The sequence below is a fragment of the Enterococcus casseliflavus NBRC 100478 genome (assembly GCF_001544095.1).
Taxonomy (GTDB): domain Bacteria; phylum Bacillota; class Bacilli; order Lactobacillales; family Enterococcaceae; genus Enterococcus_D; species Enterococcus_D casseliflavus.
Genome location: NZ_BCPT01000018.1, coordinates 54,060 through 75,294 on the forward strand (window position 1 = coordinate 54,060; position 21,235 = coordinate 75,294).

The window sequence follows — 21,235 nt, forward strand, 5'->3', positions numbered from 1 at the left end:
TAAAGAAGCCGGTAAGTGAGCGATTTTCAAAGAACTAGCCCATTGCTTCAATGTGGCGCATTTCTTGCTGCACGACTTCATATATACTTTTTGAAAAGTCGACTTCCAACGGATAAGAAAGCAAAATATCTAACATTTGAGGCACAAAGTCTGTCTCACACAGTTCTTTTGCAAAGGCCATCGCCGCAATTTCCGAAGCACAACCAACCGTTGAACGATGCTCGTAGGAAAAAAAGCGCCACAGTGGAATCGTTTTGGTGATATGGTACATCGTTGGCCCATGTTGCTCTTCTAAATAGTGAAAAATTTCATGAGCGATCAAGACTCCTCGGATAACTTCTGGTTTAGGCAATATTTGCGAAGATCGAGTCAGCTCGGTGTAAGCAGCAATGGGTTCAGTGATCAATTCAATGGAGCGCTCCATGATAAACTGCGCAAAGACCATACGAAACTTCGTCGGTTTTCCAGATCTTTCCGTAATCGTTAAACCAAGCTTATTCGCCAAGTACCAGGCACGATCTGCCTTTTCCTGTTTTTTTAAATCAAACTGGTCGAGCATTTTTTGCGCCCATGTTCTACCACATAAAATGGCTTCTTCAATGATTTCGTTTTTTTCCTCTTCACTCACTTTATTACGCAGCATCTCGCGGGTAAACTCAAATACTCCCCAACTGAATTCGTTGATGGGCATGAGCTGTTCATACCACGTTTCTAACAATACCAGATCAACCGTATGTTGCTGTTTTAAGAAAAACCTCTGCTTGATCATAGGGAATTTGCCGCCAGAACCATCACTTCTTCATTTGGATCTAAAGTCGACATTTCGATATCGATCAACAACATCAATGCCTCCAAATCGTTTACTGAAAAATCCATCACCCGTGGTCCGGCACAAATATAGAAATCTGGACGCAAAATCACTTCTGTCTGATAGATCGCCAAGTCATCCCACAGTTGCTCGACTGCTTGCACATAATTCTCCGCGGTTGTTTTGATGACCTTCCCTGAAGCTCGTTGTACTTTAATAAAGCCTTTTTTATCAAGAATTCGAATTGCCGGATTGTCTCCTGAAGAAACACGGGTTCCAAACACATAAAAATGCGAGCTTTTCTCTAAAAGATCAATTTCGTTGGTAGGTAGCCCCAAATCGCTTGCTGCTAATTCTTGGGCTTCCTCGACGGTCGCCTCTGCTAAAAGATCCGTCGTCTTGACTTCGGTGGAACCAGTCGCAATGGCTGTGACTTTAGATGTTTGAGGATCGATTTCGATAAAGACTTCCACACTTTCTGGGGTAGCCCCACTCTCAATGGCTTTATTGATAGCCTCTGTTTTGATTGATCGCAAGTCTTCTTTCGAAGGGGAAGGAATGATCCGTTCAACAACATCTCGCACCATCGCTAGGGCGACGCCAATTGAGGAAATCACCTCAGCATTCTCCGGAATCGAATATTTTACGCCCATTTTTTCTGACAAGTAGATAATTAATGACGAAGCGCCGCCACCCACTCCTACTAATGAAATTTGGCTTTTTTCTAATTTGTATTTTTCTGCTAAAGCCAAAATGACTGGCTCTAATTTTGCATAAGAACGCTCCATGATTTGTGTCGCGATATCTTCGATCGTCGTGCCACAATAATCCGCTAATACGCCCATCGCTTTTCGAGCCGCTTCGATATTCCCATAAGAAAAATGTTCCGGTTTGATCAAGCCCAACACATTCGCTGCACACGAATTGGTGATAGTTACCCGCTCACCATTATCAAATTTGATCGCAACATAATCCGCAGGATCTCCTTCTTTCGGACTAAAGAATTCCACCTCTCCTCCTGTCCAATTGGTTGGATCAGAGTAGACTGCGTAGTCCAGACCGGCAATATGAGCAGATCGAGGTCCTACATCTACCACTCCATTAGCAGTTGCTCGAATCATGGAACCCCCTGCACAACCCGTGATCCGAACATCCAAACTGGAAATGTATGTTTCATGTCCGCCAACGACAGAATAGTCGATCGCTGGCCGTCCGTTTTTTATGACACCGATATTGGTGGTTGTGCCGCCTACTTCAAAATACACACCATTTGATGCTCGTAAATACATCAGTGAACCCATTACTGAAGCTGCTGGACCCGAGAGCATAGTCAGAACTGGTCGCTTTTTCATCTCAGCAATTTCCATAACCCCACCATCGCCGCGCATGATCATTAAGGGTACATCTACTCCCGACTCCTTCACAGAGACTTCCGTTGAATTTGCGACAGATAACATTTTAGGTAAAATGCTTGCATTGATAGTGGCCGTTCGTGTTCTTCTGGTCAATCAGTAAAGTTTCGTGATATCCGAAGCAACGGTACAGGGAATTCCTTTTTCTGTACAAACTTCCATCACTAGATTCTCAGCATCATTATTATCTACTCCAAAAGCCATACTAGCGACGATCACTTCTGATCCTTGCCTCACTAAATCATCGATCATCTCTTCCACACTCACTTTATTCATTCCTTTGAGTTTTGAGAAGGCATTGATGATCTTAATGGATCGCTGATTCCCTAACACGATATCGGCAATTTTTAATTGACGCTTTGCCAGAAACCCTTCGAAACCACCACGAGCCATACCGAAAACACCAATGTCAGCCACATCCCCTTCAATCAACGCGTTCGTGGCTTGGGTGGTTGAATGAGCAACAAAAATCACACTTTTTGGGTCAATATCATTTTCTTTCATACAATTTTGAAAACTCTCAACAACGCCAGCAGCTACCCCTCGTTCATGATCATGGGTGGTCTTCACGCTGGATTTTCCTATGATCTCGTGAGTCAGATTATCGATAGCGACAGCTTTTGTATGGGTACCGCCTACATCGATCCCCATTCTAACTTTTCTTAATTCACTCATTTCCACTTTCCTCCTACATCCATAGTTGCATGATTTATTGATTAGCTACGTTTTTTCATCGACTAGTTATTCAATCCGAACAAAATGAGCGCAATGATACACAGGATCGCACTAGAAAGCCACCCAGCTGGTATCGAAAACTTCATGAAATCTTTAGAACCAACTTTATAATGTCCTAGCCCCCATGCTACCCATGACTGAGTAATATCCAAATGCTGAGGAGCGATCGTGACCACAGCGAAAAGTGGAAAAATGAATGCCAGATCCCAATTTGTGGCAGCTAAGATCACTGCCGCTACTGCGCCTCCTGATCCCACTAAGTTCAAAGGACCACGGAAGAAACCAAGGGGTGCTAAGATGGCAAATAAGATCGCAAGAGCCACGGTACTATGAGGAACTAGACCGCCAACGATTGGTTCAAAGAAAGGAACCGCGAGACTTGCAGCTGAATTAAACATAGCCAGTACTAATAAGAAACCTACCAGGGGCGCAACATCGACAGCACCATCTGCAAATTGTTTAGCTAACATGCGGCAAATATTTACGAAACCACCTTTTAATTTTCCGCAAGTCAGTAAGGCGTACAAAGCTGCCAGAATAAATGCAGGAATAATAGGAAACTCAGCAAACACAACGAGTAAGACTGGTGCGATCACAGCCACCCAAGAATACCAAGGAGCATCGCCTGAAGTTGCACCAGGTGTGGAAGCCCACGCTTTGACTTTTGATGATTTCGCACGACTTAAAGCAATATTGGCAAAAACCAATGTCACAAGTAAGGAAACGACTAGTGCGATCATACCGAATGTGAAATAGTCGGAAAACCCATATTCCATCATGGATTGACTTCCTTCAGGTTGTAATGCTGCTAAAATACCTTGGTATTGCACAAAATTTGTTACATTGGCAAAAATTCCCGCCATGATAGAACCCATAAAAGCGAATAAAGCGATCGCTGTTGGAATACCCAACGCTTGCAAAATCGGCATAACGATCACTGCGATAGAGATTACAGGACCAATGCCCGTCATGGAAGTGAAACATAAGGCAGTAACAGTACATAAAAGGGTCATGGTGATCCGTGGTTTATCTCCACCAAGCTCAACAACCTTCCGAATCAGCGTTGCTGCGATCCCTGTATCCATCAAAATCCGACCAAAGAAGGAACCGAAGAAAATATTGACCAGAATCGAACTAGCAAAACCGGCGGGTCCTGTTTGATAAATGTTCGTGATCGTATCGACAAAATTCAAAGCTGTTAAATCCGGACTCAACGCATTGCCAATAAAAGCTAAAACGGTCCAAAGTGTTGCCATAACGAAGAAACCTACCATCAGGTTGAACCCTTTGACGCAGTACCAAACCATTCCTAAGAAAGAAACGATCATTAAAATACCAATTATAATTTCTACCATAAATTTTCCCTCATCTTTCCATTTGAACTATTTTTTGTTCATAGATCGTGTTGCAAGTTTCTACGTTTGCTACTTTCCCTATTCTCGCTGAATGCGACCTTTGTCATGAAAAAAACGGCTAAACTTGTGACCATTCCCCACGTTTGTTTTCCTCCTCTTTTTTTGTTAACCGTTTTAGTTAACCGGTTAACAAAGAATTTAAAAAAATAAAACAACGAATGATTTCTCGTGTTTATCCACTCGACTATCTTTGAGCTCTCAATACATTCCTTTTCGCCCCCTTCTCGATGGGACAGCCATTATTCCAATCACCCTCCACAATCCTCTCTCGTTGGTTGGGTTCTTCGTAAAAAATAGGCTCAGGATACTTGCCTTTTGCTTAGAGCAGCTTCCCTCCTATATCTAATCTATAATTTGATCCTCCTATTTGCGCAACATTTCACATAGAGCTCCTCTGCCACTCGCTTGACTGCACGTGATTCCTAATCATAACCGAAAGGTCTCGCGACCGTTTAATCCGTTTGTATGTCTAGGAACTAGTTGCTTGAATGTCTACATGATAGCAAATGATGAAAACGCTATCAATCACAAATAGAAATTTTTTCCTCCATTTGTTCAATTTATACAAAATAGACCTTAAAATACCTAGGTGGTATTTTAAGGTCTATTGGTCGTTTAAACTTCACTTGCCTGCAAACGGTACATATCGGCATACAACCCTTTTTGAGCCAAAAGTTCATCATGGGTGCCTTGTTCGACGATCGAGCCTTTATCAAGCACCAAAATCAACTCGGCATCGCGGATGGTAGACAATCGATGGGCGATCGCGATCGTGGTTCGCCCTTGACGCATATTTGCCAACCCTTCTTGGATCAGTCCTTCTGTTTCAGTATCAATATTGGCAGTCGCCTCATCCAAGACCAGCACTTTCGGATCGGTCACCATGGTGCGGGCAAAGGAAATCAATTGTCGCTGCCCACTTGAATAGCTGGCGCCCCGTTCAATCACTTTGGCGTGGTATTTACCAGGTAATTTTTGAATAAAGGCATCTGCTTGAACAAATTTTGCTGCTGCTTCGATCTGTTCCTCACGAATGTCCTGATTCAATAAGCGGATATTGTCAGCGATGTCCCCATAAAACATGAAGGCGTCTTGCAATACGAGTCCGACTTTTTTCCTAAGCTCTTCCATCGTGAAGTCGCGGATATCTTGATCATCGATCAAAATTTGCCCTTCCCCGAATTCGTAAAAACGCATCAACACATTGATGATCGAGCTCTTGCCACTTCCTGTGTGACCGACTAAAGCCACGGTCTCACCTGGATAGGCGATGAAAGAAATATGATTCAATACGTTATTTTTACCATCATAGGAAAAACTGACATCGCGAAATTCGATTTTTCCTTTGGTGATGGTTTGACTAGCATCGGGGTTTTGCTGCGGCGTGTATTCTTCGTTATCCATAATCTTTAGAATACGGCTGCCGGCGACCATCCCATCAGTAAAGACGCTGAGAAAATCCATCATCTGTGTCATGGGATTAAAGAATCCTTGAATATAGGTCGTAAAGGCGAAAATCAACCCGACTTCAATGGGCGATTCTAAGGCATCAAACCCAAAGACCGTCAACGACAAGGCGATCGCTAAGGCATACAACAAACTAATGATTGGTGATAATAGCAGCGCATTCGTGCGGATCATAGCGTATCTGGTTTTCAAATAATCATCATTAGTCGCTTCGAATTCTTCATTCAGCCGCGCCTCTTGACGGAATTGCTGAATGATTTGCATACCAGAAATCGATTCATTCAATTTCGTATTCAGCTGACTCAGTTTTTCCCGCATTTGACGATAGATACGAGAGCTGAATTTTTGATAATACCAGATGACTACCATTAGGATCGGCAGAAAAATCAAGTTCAGTAAGGCAATTTTGACGTTGATGCGGAACATGGCGGCAAAAGAAGAAACCACCGCAAAAATTCCTGTCAATACCATCAAGAAGACATACCAAAATTCATACAACGTTTCTGTGTCGTTGCTGACCCGTGAAACGATCGAACCCGCTGGCGTCTGATCGAAATAGCGCATCCCAAGACTATGCAATTTTTCAAATAATTTTGCTCGAATATACTGATAGGTTTTTAAAGAACCCATCGAATAAAGGAACCATTGGAAAAACCAAATCACAGCTTTTACCAACACCCCAAAGAAATACAATGCAGCAAAGAAATAAATGACTTGCTGGGTCGCCGTTTGATTGGTCAAATAATTATCCATAAAGGTTTGAATGATCAAAGGTAACAGGATATTGACGATCGATAGCACAAAAGCAAAAAAGATCGCTGCATAGAAGGTTTTCCGAAATGGCTTGGCAAAAAGAAACATTCGTTTGATGATGTTTTTTTGCTCTTTAAAGGGAATCGATTTACTCCATTCTGATTCTTGCATTAGGCTTCACTCCCTTCGATTTTGGCTTCTAGTTGCTGTTTGTCCCACATTTTTTTATACCAGCCATTTGCAGCCAATAATTGTTCATGGGTCCCGCGTTCACTGATTTTCCCATTGTCGATCACGAGAATTTCTTCTGCGTGCTTGACACTGCTTAGGCGGTGGGCAGCAATGATCGTTGTTTTATTCTGACGGAACGTCCGCAACTGTTGTAAAATAGCTTCTTCCGTTTTGGCATCTACTGCTGAAAGGGCGTCATCTAAAATCAATAATTCTGGATCAGTGATCAAAGCACGGGCAATGGATAACCGCTGTTTTTGTCCGCCAGAAAGAGAAACACCACGTTCCCCCACCATCGTTTCGTACCCTTCAGGAAACTGACTGATATCCTCGTGGATCACTGCCAATCCAGCAGCTGCTTCCACTTCTGCTTGAGAAGCCCGTGGTTGCGCAAAGCGGATATTGTCTCGAATCGTCATGGAAAATAAGAAATGATCTTGCGGAACATAACCGATCGACCCCAAAAGAGCATTCAAGGAGTATTGCTTGCTATCGATGCCCCCGAAGGTGATCGCTCCATCAAATGAATCATACTCTCGCAACAAAAGCTTCATCAAAGAGGTTTTTCCAGCACCGGTTTTCCCGACGACACCAAGTGTTTGCCCGGCAGGCAAAGTAAAGTGGATGTCTTGCAGGGCAAAATCATCTCCTTGATAGTGAAAATCATTGATTTGAACGTCAACCGTTCCTTGGGCTGGGGCATCGACCGCATCTTTGGCTTCAATGATATGGGTCTTGGCCGCCAACAATTCGGCAACCCGATCATAACTAGCATTGCCTCGTTCCAGCACATTAAACAGACGTCCGATGGCAAACATCGGCCAAACTAACATACCGATATAACTGATGAAGGATACCAATTGACCGATCGAGATGGTACCGTCCATAACATAATTGCCGCCGACGATGATCGTTAGCACATAGGAGATTCCGATGATGATCGTAATAAACGGATCAAACAAGGCATCCAGAAAATTGACTTTGCGGTTTTTGATGATGGCATGGTCGATTTTGGTTTGAAAATCAGCGATGTCCTCTTTTTCCTGTCCAAAGGTTTTGATGACTTTCATCCCAGTAATACTTTCTTGGGCTTTGTCGTTGATGGAAGAAAATGCTTCTTGCGAGTCACGAAACGCATCATGCAATTTGCTGCCAAGAACCCTTGCCATGACTGCTAAAAAAGGCAGCGGCAATAGAGCAATGATCGTTAACCGCCAGTCGATAAAGAGAACCATCGCAATGATGGTTGCCCCTCCCGAGATGAAGGAATCGGCAAAGGTCAAGATCCCTGCCCCTGCCACATTTTGGATGGCATTCAAGTCATTGGTGGCATGGGCCATCAAATCACCTGTCCGATGCTTTTGATAAAACAACTGATCCATCCTTGTAAAATGTGCAAATAGCTGTCTGCGTAACGTTTTTTCTAGCCGAGCGGCACTGCCCCAGATATGCGTTCGCCAGACAAAACGAAACACGTATTGAGCGATGGCTGAAGCAATCAAGATCATGACCCAAAAAAAGATCGTCTGCATCGAGATCTCTTTTTCCGCAATCTCATCGATGATGATCCCGATAACTTTGGGAGGTGCCAACTGTACCAAGGCGACCAAGACTAAAGAGCCTACGCCTAACAAATAATGTTTCTTTTCTTGTTTAAAAAACCAACCTAACTTCCTAAATATTGACATAACACTCTCCATTTCTTTATGACCTGTTGCCTAAATTTTGCGATTTTTCCGAATATTCATTGGATTCAGATTCGATTGCTTCCCCGCTATTTACAGAACATAAATAGAAAAAGTACCCTGGGGACATTTTTGATTCGTTGCTGCGTTTTGCCGCAATAAAAAGCGAGCTGATAAAATCAGCCCGCTTCTTAGAAAAAAACCTACTTTTGGTTTTTCATTTGCTGCATCATCTGACGAATTTTTTTCTCAGAAGGTTTTTGACCCATTGACATCATCATCGAGCGAAGCATATCCTCATTAACGGGAGGATTTTTCTTTAGATAATCTTGCATATATTTACGCGCCAAAAAGAAGCCGCCGACAGCGCCTAGTAATGCTGCAACAACAGCGATCACGATTACGATTCCTATATTAATAGTCATTTGAAAACTCTCCTTTCTCTTGTACTCTCAATGAATCATTTTACTAGAAAAAAACACAAAAAGAAAGAGTGAAAGCTGGATTTATCCAAAAACTTTCACTCGTTTCCTCAACTTAATGCAACATCTCTTTTGTTGAATAACCAATTTGTTAAAAGGTAGATTAAAACACTGTAAACAAGGATCCCGATCGCCATTTCCCAATAGCCCAATCCCGGATCAAAAGCAGTCATCTGCATGTCAGGACTATTTAATACACTCGGTATCTGCTCTTTGATATTCATAAAATTAAATGGATTCCACTTCAGCCATGGGTATTTTTCTTGCGCAAAAAGCATGATCGAGTTGATGATGCTGCTTCCAAACAACATACCCAAGCCTAAGCCTACCGCCAGGCTTTGAGAGCGAATGACGGCGGAGATAAAGATGGTCAATGCAATATAAAAGACGATCAATAGCAAGTTGGTTCCCGCAAAAACAAGGGCAACGAGAATCGCCGCTAGCCCGTTGTAACCAGTAGCAGCAAAAGGAGATTCAGCTGCTAAAAATAAATTGGCGGCTGCTAAACTACTGATTAGTAAAACAGCGGTCCCTAAAAGCGCAAATAAAAACGTGTTGATGGCTTTTGCTGCTAAGATTTGGCTTCTGGAAAAAGGCCGAATCAATAAGAACTTGATCGTTCCTCGACTAAACTCTTCTGCCACTGAAGAAGCCGCCACAATCACTACAAATAAGTTTAAGAACGACGTCATATCGCTTAAAGAAGCAAATAAATCATTGGCACCAATTTCTGGACTACCTAAGCGTACAACATAGGTCAAGCCAAACGTCATTAAAACCAATAAAAGCAGCATGATCCAAGTAGAACGCTTTTTGGTTAATTTGATCCATTCATTTTTAATCAATGTCAGCATGCTTACAAACCTCCTTCTTCGGTCCAAGCCAAGAATGTATCTTCTAAAGAAGATTGCTTTGTCCGTAGTTCTTTTAAGCCGATACCCGCCGTCACGATCGCTGCAGCGATTTCAGAACGCTGATCTGTTTGCAACGTGACGTGCATTTCGTTTTCTACGTGCAAGAGCTCGACGTCAAAGGAAGCTTTTAACAGTGCTTCTGTTTGCAAGTTATCATCGGTTTTGATGATCAACACATTTTTCTCTGCTTTCAACTCTGCCATTGCTACTTGATGAGTGACTTTTCCTTTTTGCACCACGATCAAATGATCGGCAATTTGTTCGATATCGCTTAATTGATGACTGGAAACTAAGACAGAAACTCCTTTTGCTCTCAAAGAAAGAATCATTTCTCGGAACTCCCGCATTCCTTTAGGATCCAGCCCATTCATCGGCTCATCTAAAACTAATAGATCTGGTTGATGGACCAGCGCCTGGGCAACACCTAAACGCTGACGCATCCCTAGTGAATAAGTTTTGACTTTTTGATAGATATGTCCTTGTAAATGCACCTGACGGATCAGGGCTTCTAGCTCAGAGGCTGTGCCTTTTTTCTTCGCCATTCGCTGATACTGCATCAAATTCTCATAACCGGTCATATAATTATAAAACTCAGGATTCTCAACGATCGCTCCGACTGAGGCAATCGCTGTTTTAAAAGAAGAATCCAATAAATTTCCCATGATGGCAATCGATCCTGTGTTGTGCTTCATCAAGCCAACGATCATTCGGATGATCGTCGTCTTCCCAGCCCCATTGGGTCCTAATAAACCAACGACTTGTCCTTGGTCCACCACAAAGGAAACATCATCAATGATTCGTTTGGTTCCAATCAATTTGGAAACATTTTGCAGTGCTAATACTTCTGTCAAAGTTACCCCTTCTTCCTAACACCATTTCTGCAACGATTTTAGATAAAAAACGTTATGATAATATGTATACCATGCCATCTCTGTAAAAAAAAGTCAAGAAGTGAAAAAGGAACATCGATGCTCCTGTTTTTGCTTCTTGACAACTTCGTTTATCACTGTTGCTTTTCACGTTTGCCCAATTGCTGCTGGTCAAAAGCTTGGCAAAATTATAAGTTCTATTGGCTCGATCTTATAGCGGGCTCACTCCGTTTGGGTGAATGCCAGCTGGGCGAACGCCGCCTTGTTCTTGGCACTTCTGATCTGTTTGATCACTTGCTTGAGCTGTTTCCACTCCTTTGCGCTTGGGTGACCATTCCAATAAAAGAGGTAAGGCTGTTCTTCCTCGGAAAATTCCTGATGGATCGGATAACCACTGATCACCAAATCTGGTTTTTGAGACAGCGAATAATGGGCCATCGCTCGATGCGTGGCATTCATCAAGCGGTTCTTGATCCAAAGCTCTTGCGTTTTTCCGTATTTCGAATGGATCGAGAACGTGACCGGCTGTTCGTATTTGATAAAAATAACTCTCAGTAACATACAATATTGGAAAATCAAGCGATCATTCATTTGCAGTAATCTACGCAACTCTGGTAAAGAAACAGTCGCTTCCAAAAAAAACCGTTTCATGGTTGGATAAAGCACTGGAAAAGCGGCTTGCAGCTCTTGCTCGTCGGTTGTTTTGCCAAAACTATCGCTTTTTTGTCGCGTACCAAAACAGCCAGAGGCGGAATGGATCATGACCAGATTAACCAGTAAATAGTTTTTTTCGGCTTCTGTAAACGTCAACCGAAAATACACGGCTAGTTTTTCAACGAGCTGCGCTTCTTGCTGGTACTTTGGCTGAGTCAACCACGAGATGTTAGCAGCATCGAGATCCTCCTCAAGATAGGTGTTCATTACCCCAAACATATAATACAAGAAGCTGCGTTCAACCTCCGAAATTTCAGAAAACGGCAGATGATTCCTGTGAAACAATGGGTTCAAAAAGACCTGATCAAACTGTTTTTTTTCAATTAATGGGTGCTCAAAGGTAAGTACTTCGTTTGGTAAAAACGAAAGCGGATGCTTTTGATGGATTCTTTGCACGGAGATAGCGAATAGATGAAGAAATTTATCGATATCGATTTTTCTCATATAAGAAGCATGGGTTTCAAACAACGCTTCAGCCTGCTCTTTCTCCTTGATCGATGCCAAGACTTGTGAGTCCTTCTCATCAAAAATTTGCCAATAGGTAAGATGATAAAAATAGCGGATCGCATATTCATCACCTGCCAAAGGATCACCTTTTTTTAAACTATAGGACAAATGATAGTTCGCCAAAACATGATTTAACTCCTGCAATTTTCGTTGAATCGTGCGGGGACTGCTAAAGGTTTTGTGGCTGAGTTGTTCAAGGGAATGATAATCCCCCTGAAAGAGTGCATCCAGCAAGATAAACCCAACGGTTCCCTGCAACAATACACTATAGGCTTGGCTCAATAGAAATCGTGGAGAAAAAGCAATCGACACTTCTTTTTCCAGCCGATCATAGGTCAAAGTAAACTGAGGATAGCGTGCGCGAAACACCTCTACTTGCTGAACGATCGACTGCATTTTGGTGGTTTTCCTATCGAAAACACCTGAGAGCTCTTTAATTGTATAGTCTTCCTTGTTCGTTTCGTAACAATAACTTAGAAACGCATAAATTTGTTTTTCTGTCGCATCCAAAAGTGCCTGTAACATGAAATTTCCCTCGCTTGTATAATCAGCAAACCCTGTTTTTATGCTAAATTTGTCATCTTACAAAATTGTAAGCTGTCAGTGTTTGGTGATGGTACCACCGTGCGCTCTTTTCTGTCAAATCACTTTTAACAAATTTTCCTTTCGTTATCTGTATATTTTCATAAAAAAAAGTCTGACGCCTCAAAACGATCGTCAGACTTTTTGTTAAAAACGGTAAAACAAAACGTGATTGTGCTTTCTGGGGAAGAAAATTCCAATCGCGGGTTATCAATTCTCTCATTATCCTCGGCTTTTTTCTTTACTGTCTCTCATCAGAAAATAACTTTCGATTCAACCAGTAAAGGAAGACAGTAAGGATAACCACGCCTAGACCAAAGAGTAAATAGCGAATACTCGTATTTTTGCTGCCGGTTTTCGGTAGTAAGGCTCCATTGACCTCCTTAGCACTGCTTGTCTCCGTAAGTTGTTCCTGTTCCATTTTCACTGAAGACGATGCTTTAGCGAGTTGTTTGCCTACGGGATCATTGGAGGAAACACTTCGCTTGCTTGACTGACTTTGGTTCGGCGCTAATTTGTTTGGTTTCGTTTCTGAATCTGAAAGATCCTCAGATGCCGCTTCACTAACGGTCATTGTTCCTGTTGTTGCGGTGGTTTCTTGACTCCTAATTGTCTGACTCGATTCACTCTCACTAACTGGTTGGGTGTTGAAGTTTTCTGACTCACTTGCATAGTGACTACTTTCGATACTTTGAGAATCCTGACTTGTGTTTTCCGTAGTAGACGTCCTTGGATCCGTCGATTGAGAGTCGCTAAATTTCGGTTCGATACTACTAAAGGAAGAGCCTGTTTCTTCAGACACCTTAGAGCTTGCGCTTATCTCAGAGTTCGTGGTCTCACTAGAGCTCGGGGGTGTTATTACCTGCCATTGACTAGGCTTCAAGTTTTCAGTAATCGTTGTTTCACCGTCATAAATCACAACTAAATCTACTTTATCCACACTTTTGATCTCATCGATGGCCATCTCAGTATAGATCCTTAAGTAGTTTTCAACACCTGAAAACCAATCGACATTTGTTAGATACGTTTCACCAATCACCTTTTCACTGTGTCCATTGCCATCCCAACCATAAGTTAAACGGATACAAACGTTTTGTGAAGTCAGCGTTTTGTTCGGCCGTACCGGGATCGTAATGACTTTCAAGGCTTCATCATAGATCACTCGATTCGTTTGAACAGAAAACGATAAATTCCCTCCGGCTCGTTCTTTTGCTGAAGAATGATCGAAACCAAACACCAGCAGCAATAATCCCGCTAACAGCAAAATCAACACGATTCCAACCAGTTTTCTCATTTCCTCACTTCCTAAATGAATATTTCAAGATAACTTGATAAGGAAATTATAATAAATTCTCAGAGAAAACATGCGCCGAAAAAAAAAGGAAAGTGGCTATAAAATGGCATCTTCCCTTTAAATAAGTCTTTATTAATTATTCTTCCAAGTAAAAAAACTGCCTCCAAAATTTCAGTTTCTATCTACCTGATAAATTTACTCCAACTTAACTTCAATGCGCATCCTGCTAAAACCATTCCTATTGCAATCCATAAATGATTAGACGATTCATTCGTTTGAGGGAACTGCTGTTTTTCTGATTGATTATGCAAATTATTTGATTGGGATACCTGCATGTTCCCAGGGGTTGAACTTTGATGTGTCATCGCTCCATTATTACTAGAACTACTCCCGTTATTTGATTCTGAACTACTAATCATACTGCTTTCGCTACTTGGTTCCGTACTACTGCTGGTGCTACTTTCAGTACTTGGTTCCGTGCTGCTACTAGTGCTGCTCTCACTACTTGGTTCCGTGCTGCTACTTGTGCTGCTTTCACTACTTGGTTCCGTGCTGCTACTAGTGCTGCTTTCGCTACTTGGTTCCGTACTACTACTCGTACTGCTTTCGCTACTTGGTTCCGTGCTGCTGGACTCCCCTGGTTCACCGGTTCCGCCACCACCGCCACCATAGCGTGGCGTATAGCCAGTAATACTGCTTGTTCTTGGCACATCATTGACCAAAGCATCAAGGATGCCCCGATTGGTATATTGTTCCAATGAACCATCCGTTTCTGTTTTGTAGGTAATGTAGATCCGTTCCTCTGTATCCCGCAAAGGAATTTCAAAGGAGCCGTCACTATTTAAAACGATCGGTACTTGCTCGACATACGTTGGGTTGGAAACGCTGGGTCCATAGACCACTCGAGCACTCGTACTGACTAGTGTCTGATGAGGACCTAAAAAGTCAATAAACGTTCCATCTTTGATCGTCACTTGGTCCGTGTCAAACGAGTTGATATACACTCGCCAATCAATGATCCGTTTAGGTTGTTGCGTACCTAAATACAGTCCTTGTTTGGTGAGTAAGGCACCCTCCCCTGAATCATCCACTGCTTGAATAAAAATAGGCACCGATTGCGTCCCATTTGCCGTTTCAAAGTTGATGTTGTTGATCTGGTTTTCTATCACGTCATCACTGAACTTTGTCCAAAAATAAAAGTCCCCATGTACATTGGTATTTTGTTCGACAAATTCCGTGAAAACAAAGGTCAGCTGATTGCCAACTTGGGTAACATTGACCACTAAGTTGTTATTTTCATCGTATAAAGCATACGTATTATTGACGCCTTCAATCTCAGCTGGCAAGGTGACGGTCGCTTTGTCACCTGCTTTTAAATCACCTAAGTCCTCCAAACTCCAGGTCATATCTATTTTAAAGGAATCATCCTTTTCAATACTTGTGATGACCTCGTTGTGGCTATTAACGATCGATACATTGGTGATCAGCTTGGCACCCACATCGGTTTCGCCATAAACAACCCGCATACCAGCAAAAACAGGAATCAACAGCAGCAAGACAGCAAATGCTTTTCCTAAACGTTTGATCATTGGTTTCCTCCCTTAAGTGATCGCTTAGCTAAACCCATCGGTCACAGCAATTACTGTACTCGACATGAATATTTTCATTAACAGTTGTCTTTTCGTTTCACGGTGAGAAAAATAGACTTCCAGTTGCCACATTCTTGCCGCGTATCCGCGACTGCCTAATAGAATCAGTGTTAACTAATTTTATCGGCTTTTCGGTGATTTACACAATTAAAACGCTTCATTGGTGAAAGAAAAATAACAATGCAGCAAGCAAAAAACCAAATCCCAATCTGTGTTGATTTAAAGGGATTTGGCTAAAAAATAAATCACTCTGTCGGATCGGCGATTCGATCAATTTGCTGGAAGTACCGGTACTGACAAACAAAGTAAAAAACGAGTTGGAAAATCAAAAAGAGACTAACGATCACACCATAGTATTGCCAAACAGGCAATTCTACTAAAATACGCAAAGCGGTCATTGCCACCGCAAAATGGATCATTGCCACGACTGTTGGCAAGAAGTACATCACTTGCAGTTGGCGTCTCAGAACGTTGTGACGCTCCTTCGGCGACACACCTAAAATATGCAAGGAACGATGGTACGCCCCATCTTTATCTAAATCTGCAAATAAACGGAAATAGATAATCGAAGCGGAGAAAATAAAGAAAACCGAACCTAGTAATACCGTGATCATTAAAATGATGCCATTTCCTTGACGATTTTCTTGGAAAACTTGGTATTTCGAGGTATAAGACGTACGCATCGGAATGTCTTTTGCCGCTTCTGACCACTCTTCATCTGTATAGTCACCTTTGGCTTCAAACTCCCGACTGAGTTCTTCGTATTGCTGATCGATCAAGGCATTTTCTTTATCTAAATTCCCATTGAAATCAGATACCAATTCAGGTGTTTCAGCCCATTCTGGATAGTCTAACCAAATAAAACCAGATTCCATATCATCGTTAAATTCTTGTAAGAGAGCTTGCCATTCCTCAAAGGTCTTATCTGTCACAACTGACAATCCAAAGTAATCCAGAGAAAGCATTGAGGGGCTGTGGACAATCGTAACATCCTTTTTTATACCGGTTTCTGAACCTAATTCAAGTGGATAGATACTTGTGCGTTCGTTCTCAGGGACTTCTAGAAGCTGTTTTCGACGTGAATAATTAGCACTAAGTGTCATTATTTGATTATCTGCAACGGAATCAGCTTCCTCACCGATTTGTTTCATCATTTTCTGATAGTCGCTTTCTCGCATAATTGAAAAGCCATTCGTCGTATAAAATGAATCATTCATAACTGCAGATTCATCAAGATTCGCATAGGCCCATAGTAAGGAAACACTATCCGTTACAGGTGAGTACCCTTTTTCTTCTATGGCAGTTTTAATTTCATTCATTTTCCCCTCAGAATGATCGAGGTCTTCTGGCCCAGACCACGGAAACACATAGGCTACACTGATTCCTTGGATCGAAGAAAAAGAAGAACTGCCGATCGCCAGCATCACGGAAATCCCAACGAATGCCACGGAGGTACTAATAGCGATCAAACTATACATCGCCGCATTGTCTCGCATGCGAAAGATCCATTCGCTGATAGTCAGCATCCGAGTCCCCCGTAAGAAGGTCGGGCGTTTTTTTAATCGTTTCAACAGAAATACGCTGAACTGATGGAATGACAAAATCGTGCCTGCAACAGTCAACAAGACTCCTAGCATAAGTGGCAGCATGGAGTACGTTTGGTAGCTAAAATAAAAGACCGATCCATAGCCAACTAGTAACAGCACAATTCCTGAAAATGCCAATGCCCAATGACTTTTTGGCTCAGGACGTGGTTTTTCATTTTCCTTGATCAATGAGATGATCTGTTCTCCTTGCAAGGTCCGAGTACTGAAAAAGGAGATCAAGAGGAAAATAAAGACATAGATCCCAAAGGTCAATCCTAAACCTTCCATAGGAACCATAAATTTCAGTCCTTCTGTTAGATACATGACATTTTGCGCAATCAGCAGCAACAATTTCGTCACTAAAATCCCCAACCCAATACCAGATACTGTGGCACAGGTTCCTAAAAGGGCATTTTCGACAAACAAAATCTTTCGCAGATCTTTTTCTTCGATCCCCAAAATCAAGTAGATCGCCAGATCACGTTTGCGTCGTTTCAAAAAGACCACAAATGTATACCATAAAAACAACAGCGACAGTAAGGCGATCACCACGAGTGCGACGGATAGACCGACCTTAGCTAAGCTTGAAAGTGTATCGCTATTAGATAAGTTTTCTTCCAATTGCGGATGAAAGAGCAAAAGACTAAAGATATAAAACACCATCGCTGCAAAAGCGCTGCTGACGAAGTATGCTGCATAGGTTCGAAAATTTCCCCGCAGATTACGAATGATCAACTGTCTGAAATTCATGACGGCGACCTCCTAAATGTGCTAGGACTTCAAGAATTTTTTGATAAAATTGCTGTTGATCAGCACCACGATAGACTTCGTTATACAGCTTTCCGTCTTTGATGAAAACGACCCGATCAGAAAAGCTGGCGGAATACGGATCATGGGTGACCATCATGGTAGTGACTTTGCGCTGTTTGTTCATCCGACTTAGTATTTCCATGACATCTCGTGCTGCCTTGGAATCAAGATTACCCGTCGGTTCGTCTGCTAAAAGCAATTCTGGTTGATGGATCAAAGCTCTAGCAATCGCAACTCGCTGCTGCTCTCCACCGGAAAGCTGATAGATGCGTTTGTCTTTTTTCTCATAGATCCCAAGTTCACGTAATAGCTGTTCCGAACGTTCTTTCATCTCAGGAACTGGCACCCGATCCAATGTCAATGGTAAAATCACATTCTCAAGCACGCTCAATGGCGAAAGTAAATTGTAGTTTTGAAAAACAAAGCCTAGTTGCCGACGACGAAACTCCGCGAGTTTTTGCTTAGATAATTCTAGTGGCTGCTCTCCCTTGAGAATCACCGAACCTGAAGTCGGTTTATCCAATGTTGCCACCAAATTCAGCATGGTGGTCTTGCCACTGCCAGATGGCCCCATAATGCTGATAAATTCTCCTTCTGGCACTTTGAGATCGATTTGTTGTAAAACCTCAACAGACACTTCCCCTGTATAGGTTTTCGATACATTTTTCAATTCTAGTAAAGCCATCATCTTCACTCCTTTGCTACCAGTTTAGCAGGCGGCACCGCAATCAGTTATCGATTTCATGATAGAAAGCTTACAAAATTGTAAGAAAGCCTTCACCTCCGAAATGTTAAGGTAACTGTCGTGCCTTGATTCTCCTTAGAGGCAAGCGACACATCGATATCTAATTGCGTACTGATCGTTTCAACTAAATAAAGACCGATCCCAGTTGCCTCTCCTGTTTGCCGCCCATTCTGACCTGTATAAAAGGGGCGAAAAACTCGCGGGAGATCCGCTGTTGCAATCCCGCAGCCTTCATCTGCGATCGTTAAGCTTCTAGAAAAAGGATCGATCTCAAAATAGACTTTACTGTCTGGCTTTGAGTACTTGATGGCGTTGCTGATGAGTTGAAAGAGCAAAATACCTAGCCATTTTTTGTCTGTTGTCACCGTGATATCTGCTTCACTCATCAGCTTCGGGTAGACTTCACTGCGAATAAAATTTCGCTTCTGGTCACCGATACTGTGTTTTAACAATTCCAACAATGAGGCTGATTCGATAACGAAGTCCTCCGTGAAATCTTCCAAGCGCACAAAATTCAGCGCAGTCGCCAAGCCACTTTTTAAGCGATCTGTTTCAGCCAAAAGATCATAGCTATCGACTTCTTCACTTTCAGCCATTAGCGCCAAAACTGAGACAGGTGTTTTCATTTGATGAACCCAGATATTCATGAAACGAATATGATTTTGATGGTGCTGATCTAATTCTGTCAGCCGCTCTTGCTCTTGCTGTTCATGGGCATCGAACTGCTTGCGCCATTGCTTGGAAAGGTAGCCATTGCTTCGGTGTGTCGCTCTTCCATGCTTGATATACTGATAAAACGCAGTATTGGAAAGGTAATCTACCAAATAAACAAGAACAATGAACAGCCCGAATAGAAGCAGACCATAACCAATTACGAGGTAATTTCGATAGCCATCCAACCAAATCACTAAAACGAACAATGAAATGGCTAGGAACGTAACGAGTAGTTTAGGTAAATGGACACTTGCATATGCTTTCATTCTTCCGTACCTATCACTGATAAAGCGTAGCCCTTTCCGCGAATCGTTTGGATCGGATCATTGATGCCCATTGCCGCCAATTTTTTTCGCAAACGGCCGACATTGACAGAAAGCGTATTGTCATCGACGAAGCGCTCATCATCCCATAATAGATTTAAGATCCGTTCCCGTTTGACCATCTCTGGGTGTGCCGACATTAACAGGGTCAATAATTCTCCTTCTCGAACAGTCAGCCATTCACTGGCTTCACGATAGACCATCTTCAATGCTTCGGGATAGTAGATCAATTCGCCGGCTTTCAAACTTCTCGCCCGATCAGACTGTGAATAATCCCCGTAGACTCTGCGAATGTGGCTTTTTACTTTTGCCAGCAGCAAATCATAAGAAAAAGGTTTGACTAGATAATCATCAGCACCATATTCTAGAGCCATCACTTGATCCATATTGCCGTCACGGGCGGAGATGAAGAGAATTGGAACCAACGAACGTTCCCTGATTTTTTGGCACCAATAAAACCCATCATAATAAGGTAGATTGACATCCAACAAAACCAAATCAGGTTGGATCATCAAGAATTCATCTAAAACCGCAGCGAAATTTTCTGGAACAAAGGTTTGATACGCATAGCGGGATAATTGATTTTCCATCATTTTGACTAACGATTTGTCATCTTCGACCACGAATATTTTCATATAAATCCTCCTGTTTTCTCTAAAGTTTACCAAATCTGTGTGAAAAAAACTGCAAAATTCCAGCTTTTTTAAAAAAAGTGTACTTATTTATTGTAAGCAAAATTATTTTATAGTATACTACATTTTGTGATTAAAACTTACTTAAAGTAAAGGTGGAAAAAAATGAAAAATATTTTAGTTGTTAAAGCCAATAACCGTCCTGATGGAGTATCTGCAAAAATGTTTGATACGTTCGTTGAAAATCTTGATACCAACAATGTGGACGTTGTAACCTTTGATGTGTACGCACAACCAATGCCTTATATCGGTCAAACGTTATTTGAAGCATTTGGCAAACTTTCACAAGAACAAGAATTAAACCAAGAAGAACAAGAATTGATGACTGTCCGCCAAGACGTGATGAACAAATTCGCAGCAGCGGATACCATCGTTTTCGCTTTCCCAATGTGGAACTTAACGATTCCTGCTGCCTTGCACACATTCATCGACTATATCTTCCAAGCTGGCTTTACTTTTTCTTATAACGAAGATGGTTCAATGAACCAATTATTGAAAGACAAAGAAATCGTTCTATTGAATGCCCGTGGTGGTGTTTACTCAGGCGAAATGAGCGCAATGGAAAACGCTGTAACCTTTATGGAAAAAGTTTTCGGTGGTATGTTCGGCATGAACATCACAGAAGAAGTAATCATTGAAGGCCACAATGCAGATCCTTCTAAAACAGCAGAAATCATTGCTGAAGGTTTAGAACGCGTAGCAGCTGCTGCGAAAAAATTCTAATCATTGCTATCGATCAACTCCTCAACAAAGCGCTATTGCTTGTTGAGGAGTTTTTTTATCTAAAAACGTAGCTCGTCTATGGATCGATAAAACAAAGAGTCCCCTTAGAACACAGCGGTCTATGT

The 21,235-nt window shown here is 42.1% G+C and carries 15 protein-coding genes and 1 pseudogene; 1 reads left to right on the top strand and 15 read right to left on the bottom strand.

The features are described 5' to 3' along the window. Nucleotides 1–34: 34 nt before the first annotated feature. The 15 genes and pseudogenes from ECA1_RS13895 to ECA1_RS13965 all read right to left on the bottom strand — a co-directional run bounded on the left by ECA1_RS13895 (nt 35) and on the right by ECA1_RS13965 (nt 20,330). Nucleotides 35–769: a hypothetical protein gene (locus tag ECA1_RS13895; protein ID WP_060792798.1), complete on the bottom strand. Its 735-nt coding sequence runs from the start codon at nt 767–769 to the stop codon at nt 35–37. After that, nucleotides 766–2,895: pseudogene (locus ECA1_RS13900) on the bottom strand (hydantoinase/oxoprolinase family protein). Before ECA1_RS13900 ends, ECA1_RS13895 begins: the two are co-directional and overlap by 4 nt. Before the next feature lie 62 nt (nt 2,896–2,957). After that, a complete protein-coding gene (locus ECA1_RS13905) occupies nt 2,958–4,310 on the bottom strand; it encodes an SLC13 family permease (protein WP_060792799.1) in 1,353 nt (450 codons plus the stop codon). Between the two features lie 675 nt (nt 4,311–4,985). After that, entirely contained in the window at nt 4,986–6,761 is a 1,776-nt protein-coding gene (locus ECA1_RS13910) for an ABC transporter ATP-binding protein (RefSeq protein ID WP_060792800.1), read from the bottom strand. Next, nucleotides 6,761–8,509, bottom strand: coding sequence for an ABC transporter ATP-binding protein (locus ECA1_RS13915; protein WP_060792801.1), 1,749 nt, complete (start codon nt 8,507–8,509; stop codon nt 6,761–6,763). The genes ECA1_RS13910 and ECA1_RS13915 overlap by 1 nt, the downstream gene beginning before the upstream one ends. Nucleotides 8,510–8,709: 200 nt before the next feature. Next, nucleotides 8,710–8,931 (bottom strand): YneF family protein, encoded by a 222-nt coding sequence (locus ECA1_RS13920; protein ID WP_005225816.1) that lies wholly within the window; start codon nt 8,929–8,931, stop codon nt 8,710–8,712. Nucleotides 8,932–9,038: 107 nt separating this feature from the next. Further along, complete coding sequence (locus ECA1_RS13925) at nt 9,039–9,842, bottom strand: ABC transporter permease (protein WP_005225815.1); 804 nt, start codon at nt 9,840–9,842, stop codon at nt 9,039–9,041. A 2-nt stretch (nt 9,843–9,844) separates the two neighbouring features. After that, complete coding sequence (locus tag ECA1_RS13930) at nt 9,845–10,753, bottom strand: ABC transporter ATP-binding protein (RefSeq protein WP_060792802.1); 909 nt, start codon at nt 10,751–10,753, stop codon at nt 9,845–9,847. Between the two features lie 240 nt (nt 10,754–10,993). Further along, nucleotides 10,994–12,517: a helix-turn-helix domain-containing protein gene (locus ECA1_RS13935; RefSeq protein WP_060792803.1), complete on the bottom strand. Its 1,524-nt coding sequence runs from the start codon at nt 12,515–12,517 to the stop codon at nt 10,994–10,996. 298 nt (nt 12,518–12,815) lie between these two features. Continuing rightward, entirely contained in the window at nt 12,816–13,868 is a 1,053-nt protein-coding gene (locus ECA1_RS13940; protein WP_060792804.1) for an LPXTG cell wall anchor domain-containing protein, read from the bottom strand. 182 nt (nt 13,869–14,050) lie between these two features. Continuing rightward, nucleotides 14,051–15,457 (bottom strand): Ig-like domain-containing protein, encoded by a 1,407-nt coding sequence (locus ECA1_RS13945; RefSeq protein WP_060792805.1) that lies wholly within the window; start codon nt 15,455–15,457, stop codon nt 14,051–14,053. Nucleotides 15,458–15,762: 305 nt separating this feature from the next. After that, a complete protein-coding gene (locus ECA1_RS13950; protein WP_060792806.1) occupies nt 15,763–17,853 on the bottom strand; it encodes an ABC transporter permease in 2,091 nt (696 codons plus the stop codon). Beyond that, on the bottom strand, nt 17,825–18,601 hold the full coding sequence (locus tag ECA1_RS13955) for an ABC transporter ATP-binding protein (RefSeq protein WP_060792807.1): 777 nt from the start codon (nt 18,599–18,601) through the stop codon (nt 17,825–17,827). Before ECA1_RS13955 ends, ECA1_RS13950 begins: the two co-directional genes overlap by 29 nt. Before the next feature lie 89 nt (nt 18,602–18,690). After that, on the bottom strand, nt 18,691–19,638 hold the full coding sequence (locus ECA1_RS13960) for a sensor histidine kinase (protein WP_060792808.1): 948 nt from the start codon (nt 19,636–19,638) through the stop codon (nt 18,691–18,693). Beyond that, nucleotides 19,635–20,330, bottom strand: coding sequence for a response regulator transcription factor (locus ECA1_RS13965; protein ID WP_060792809.1), 696 nt, complete (start codon nt 20,328–20,330; stop codon nt 19,635–19,637). Before ECA1_RS13965 ends, ECA1_RS13960 begins: the two co-directional genes overlap by 4 nt. Before the next feature lie 162 nt (nt 20,331–20,492). On the opposite strand from ECA1_RS13965, the gene ECA1_RS13970 reads away from it, so the two are divergent. Then, complete coding sequence (locus tag ECA1_RS13970) at nt 20,493–21,110, top strand: FMN-dependent NADH-azoreductase (RefSeq protein ID WP_005225804.1); 618 nt, start codon at nt 20,493–20,495, stop codon at nt 21,108–21,110. The last annotated feature ends 125 nt before the right edge of the window (nt 21,111–21,235 follow it).

Excerpts from the sequence above, each read along its gene's own strand:
- ECA1_RS13910 (WP_060792800.1), bottom strand. The coding sequence starts at position 6,761 with ATGCAAGAATCAGAATGGAGTAAATCGATTCCCTTTAAAGAGCAAAAA.
- ECA1_RS13960 (WP_060792808.1), bottom strand. The coding sequence starts at position 19,638 with ATGAAAGCATATGCAAGTGTCCATTTACCTAAACTACTCGTTACGTTC.
- ECA1_RS13915 (WP_060792801.1), bottom strand. The coding sequence starts at position 8,509 with ATGTCAATATTTAGGAAGTTAGGTTGGTTTTTTAAACAAGAAAAGAAA.
- ECA1_RS13925 (WP_005225815.1), bottom strand. The coding sequence starts at position 9,842 with ATGCTGACATTGATTAAAAATGAATGGATCAAATTAACCAAAAAGCGT.
- ECA1_RS13940 (WP_060792804.1), bottom strand. The coding sequence starts at position 13,868 with ATGAGAAAACTGGTTGGAATCGTGTTGATTTTGCTGTTAGCGGGATTA.
- ECA1_RS13895 (WP_060792798.1), bottom strand. The coding sequence starts at position 769 with ATGATCAAGCAGAGGTTTTTCTTAAAACAGCAACATACGGTTGATCTG.
- ECA1_RS13920 (WP_005225816.1), bottom strand. The coding sequence starts at position 8,931 with ATGACTATTAATATAGGAATCGTAATCGTGATCGCTGTTGTTGCAGCA.
- ECA1_RS13965 (WP_060792809.1), bottom strand. The coding sequence starts at position 20,330 with ATGAAAATATTCGTGGTCGAAGATGACAAATCGTTAGTCAAAATGATG.
- ECA1_RS13970 (WP_005225804.1), top strand. The coding sequence starts at position 20,493 with ATGAAAAATATTTTAGTTGTTAAAGCCAATAACCGTCCTGATGGAGTA.
- ECA1_RS13955 (WP_060792807.1), bottom strand. The coding sequence starts at position 18,601 with ATGATGGCTTTACTAGAATTGAAAAATGTATCGAAAACCTATACAGGG.
- ECA1_RS13945 (WP_060792805.1), bottom strand. The coding sequence starts at position 15,457 with ATGATCAAACGTTTAGGAAAAGCATTTGCTGTCTTGCTGCTGTTGATT.
- ECA1_RS13905 (WP_060792799.1), bottom strand. The coding sequence starts at position 4,310 with ATGGTAGAAATTATAATTGGTATTTTAATGATCGTTTCTTTCTTAGGA.
- ECA1_RS13950 (WP_060792806.1), bottom strand. The coding sequence starts at position 17,853 with ATGAATTTCAGACAGTTGATCATTCGTAATCTGCGGGGAAATTTTCGA.
- ECA1_RS13935 (WP_060792803.1), bottom strand. The coding sequence starts at position 12,517 with ATGTTACAGGCACTTTTGGATGCGACAGAAAAACAAATTTATGCGTTT.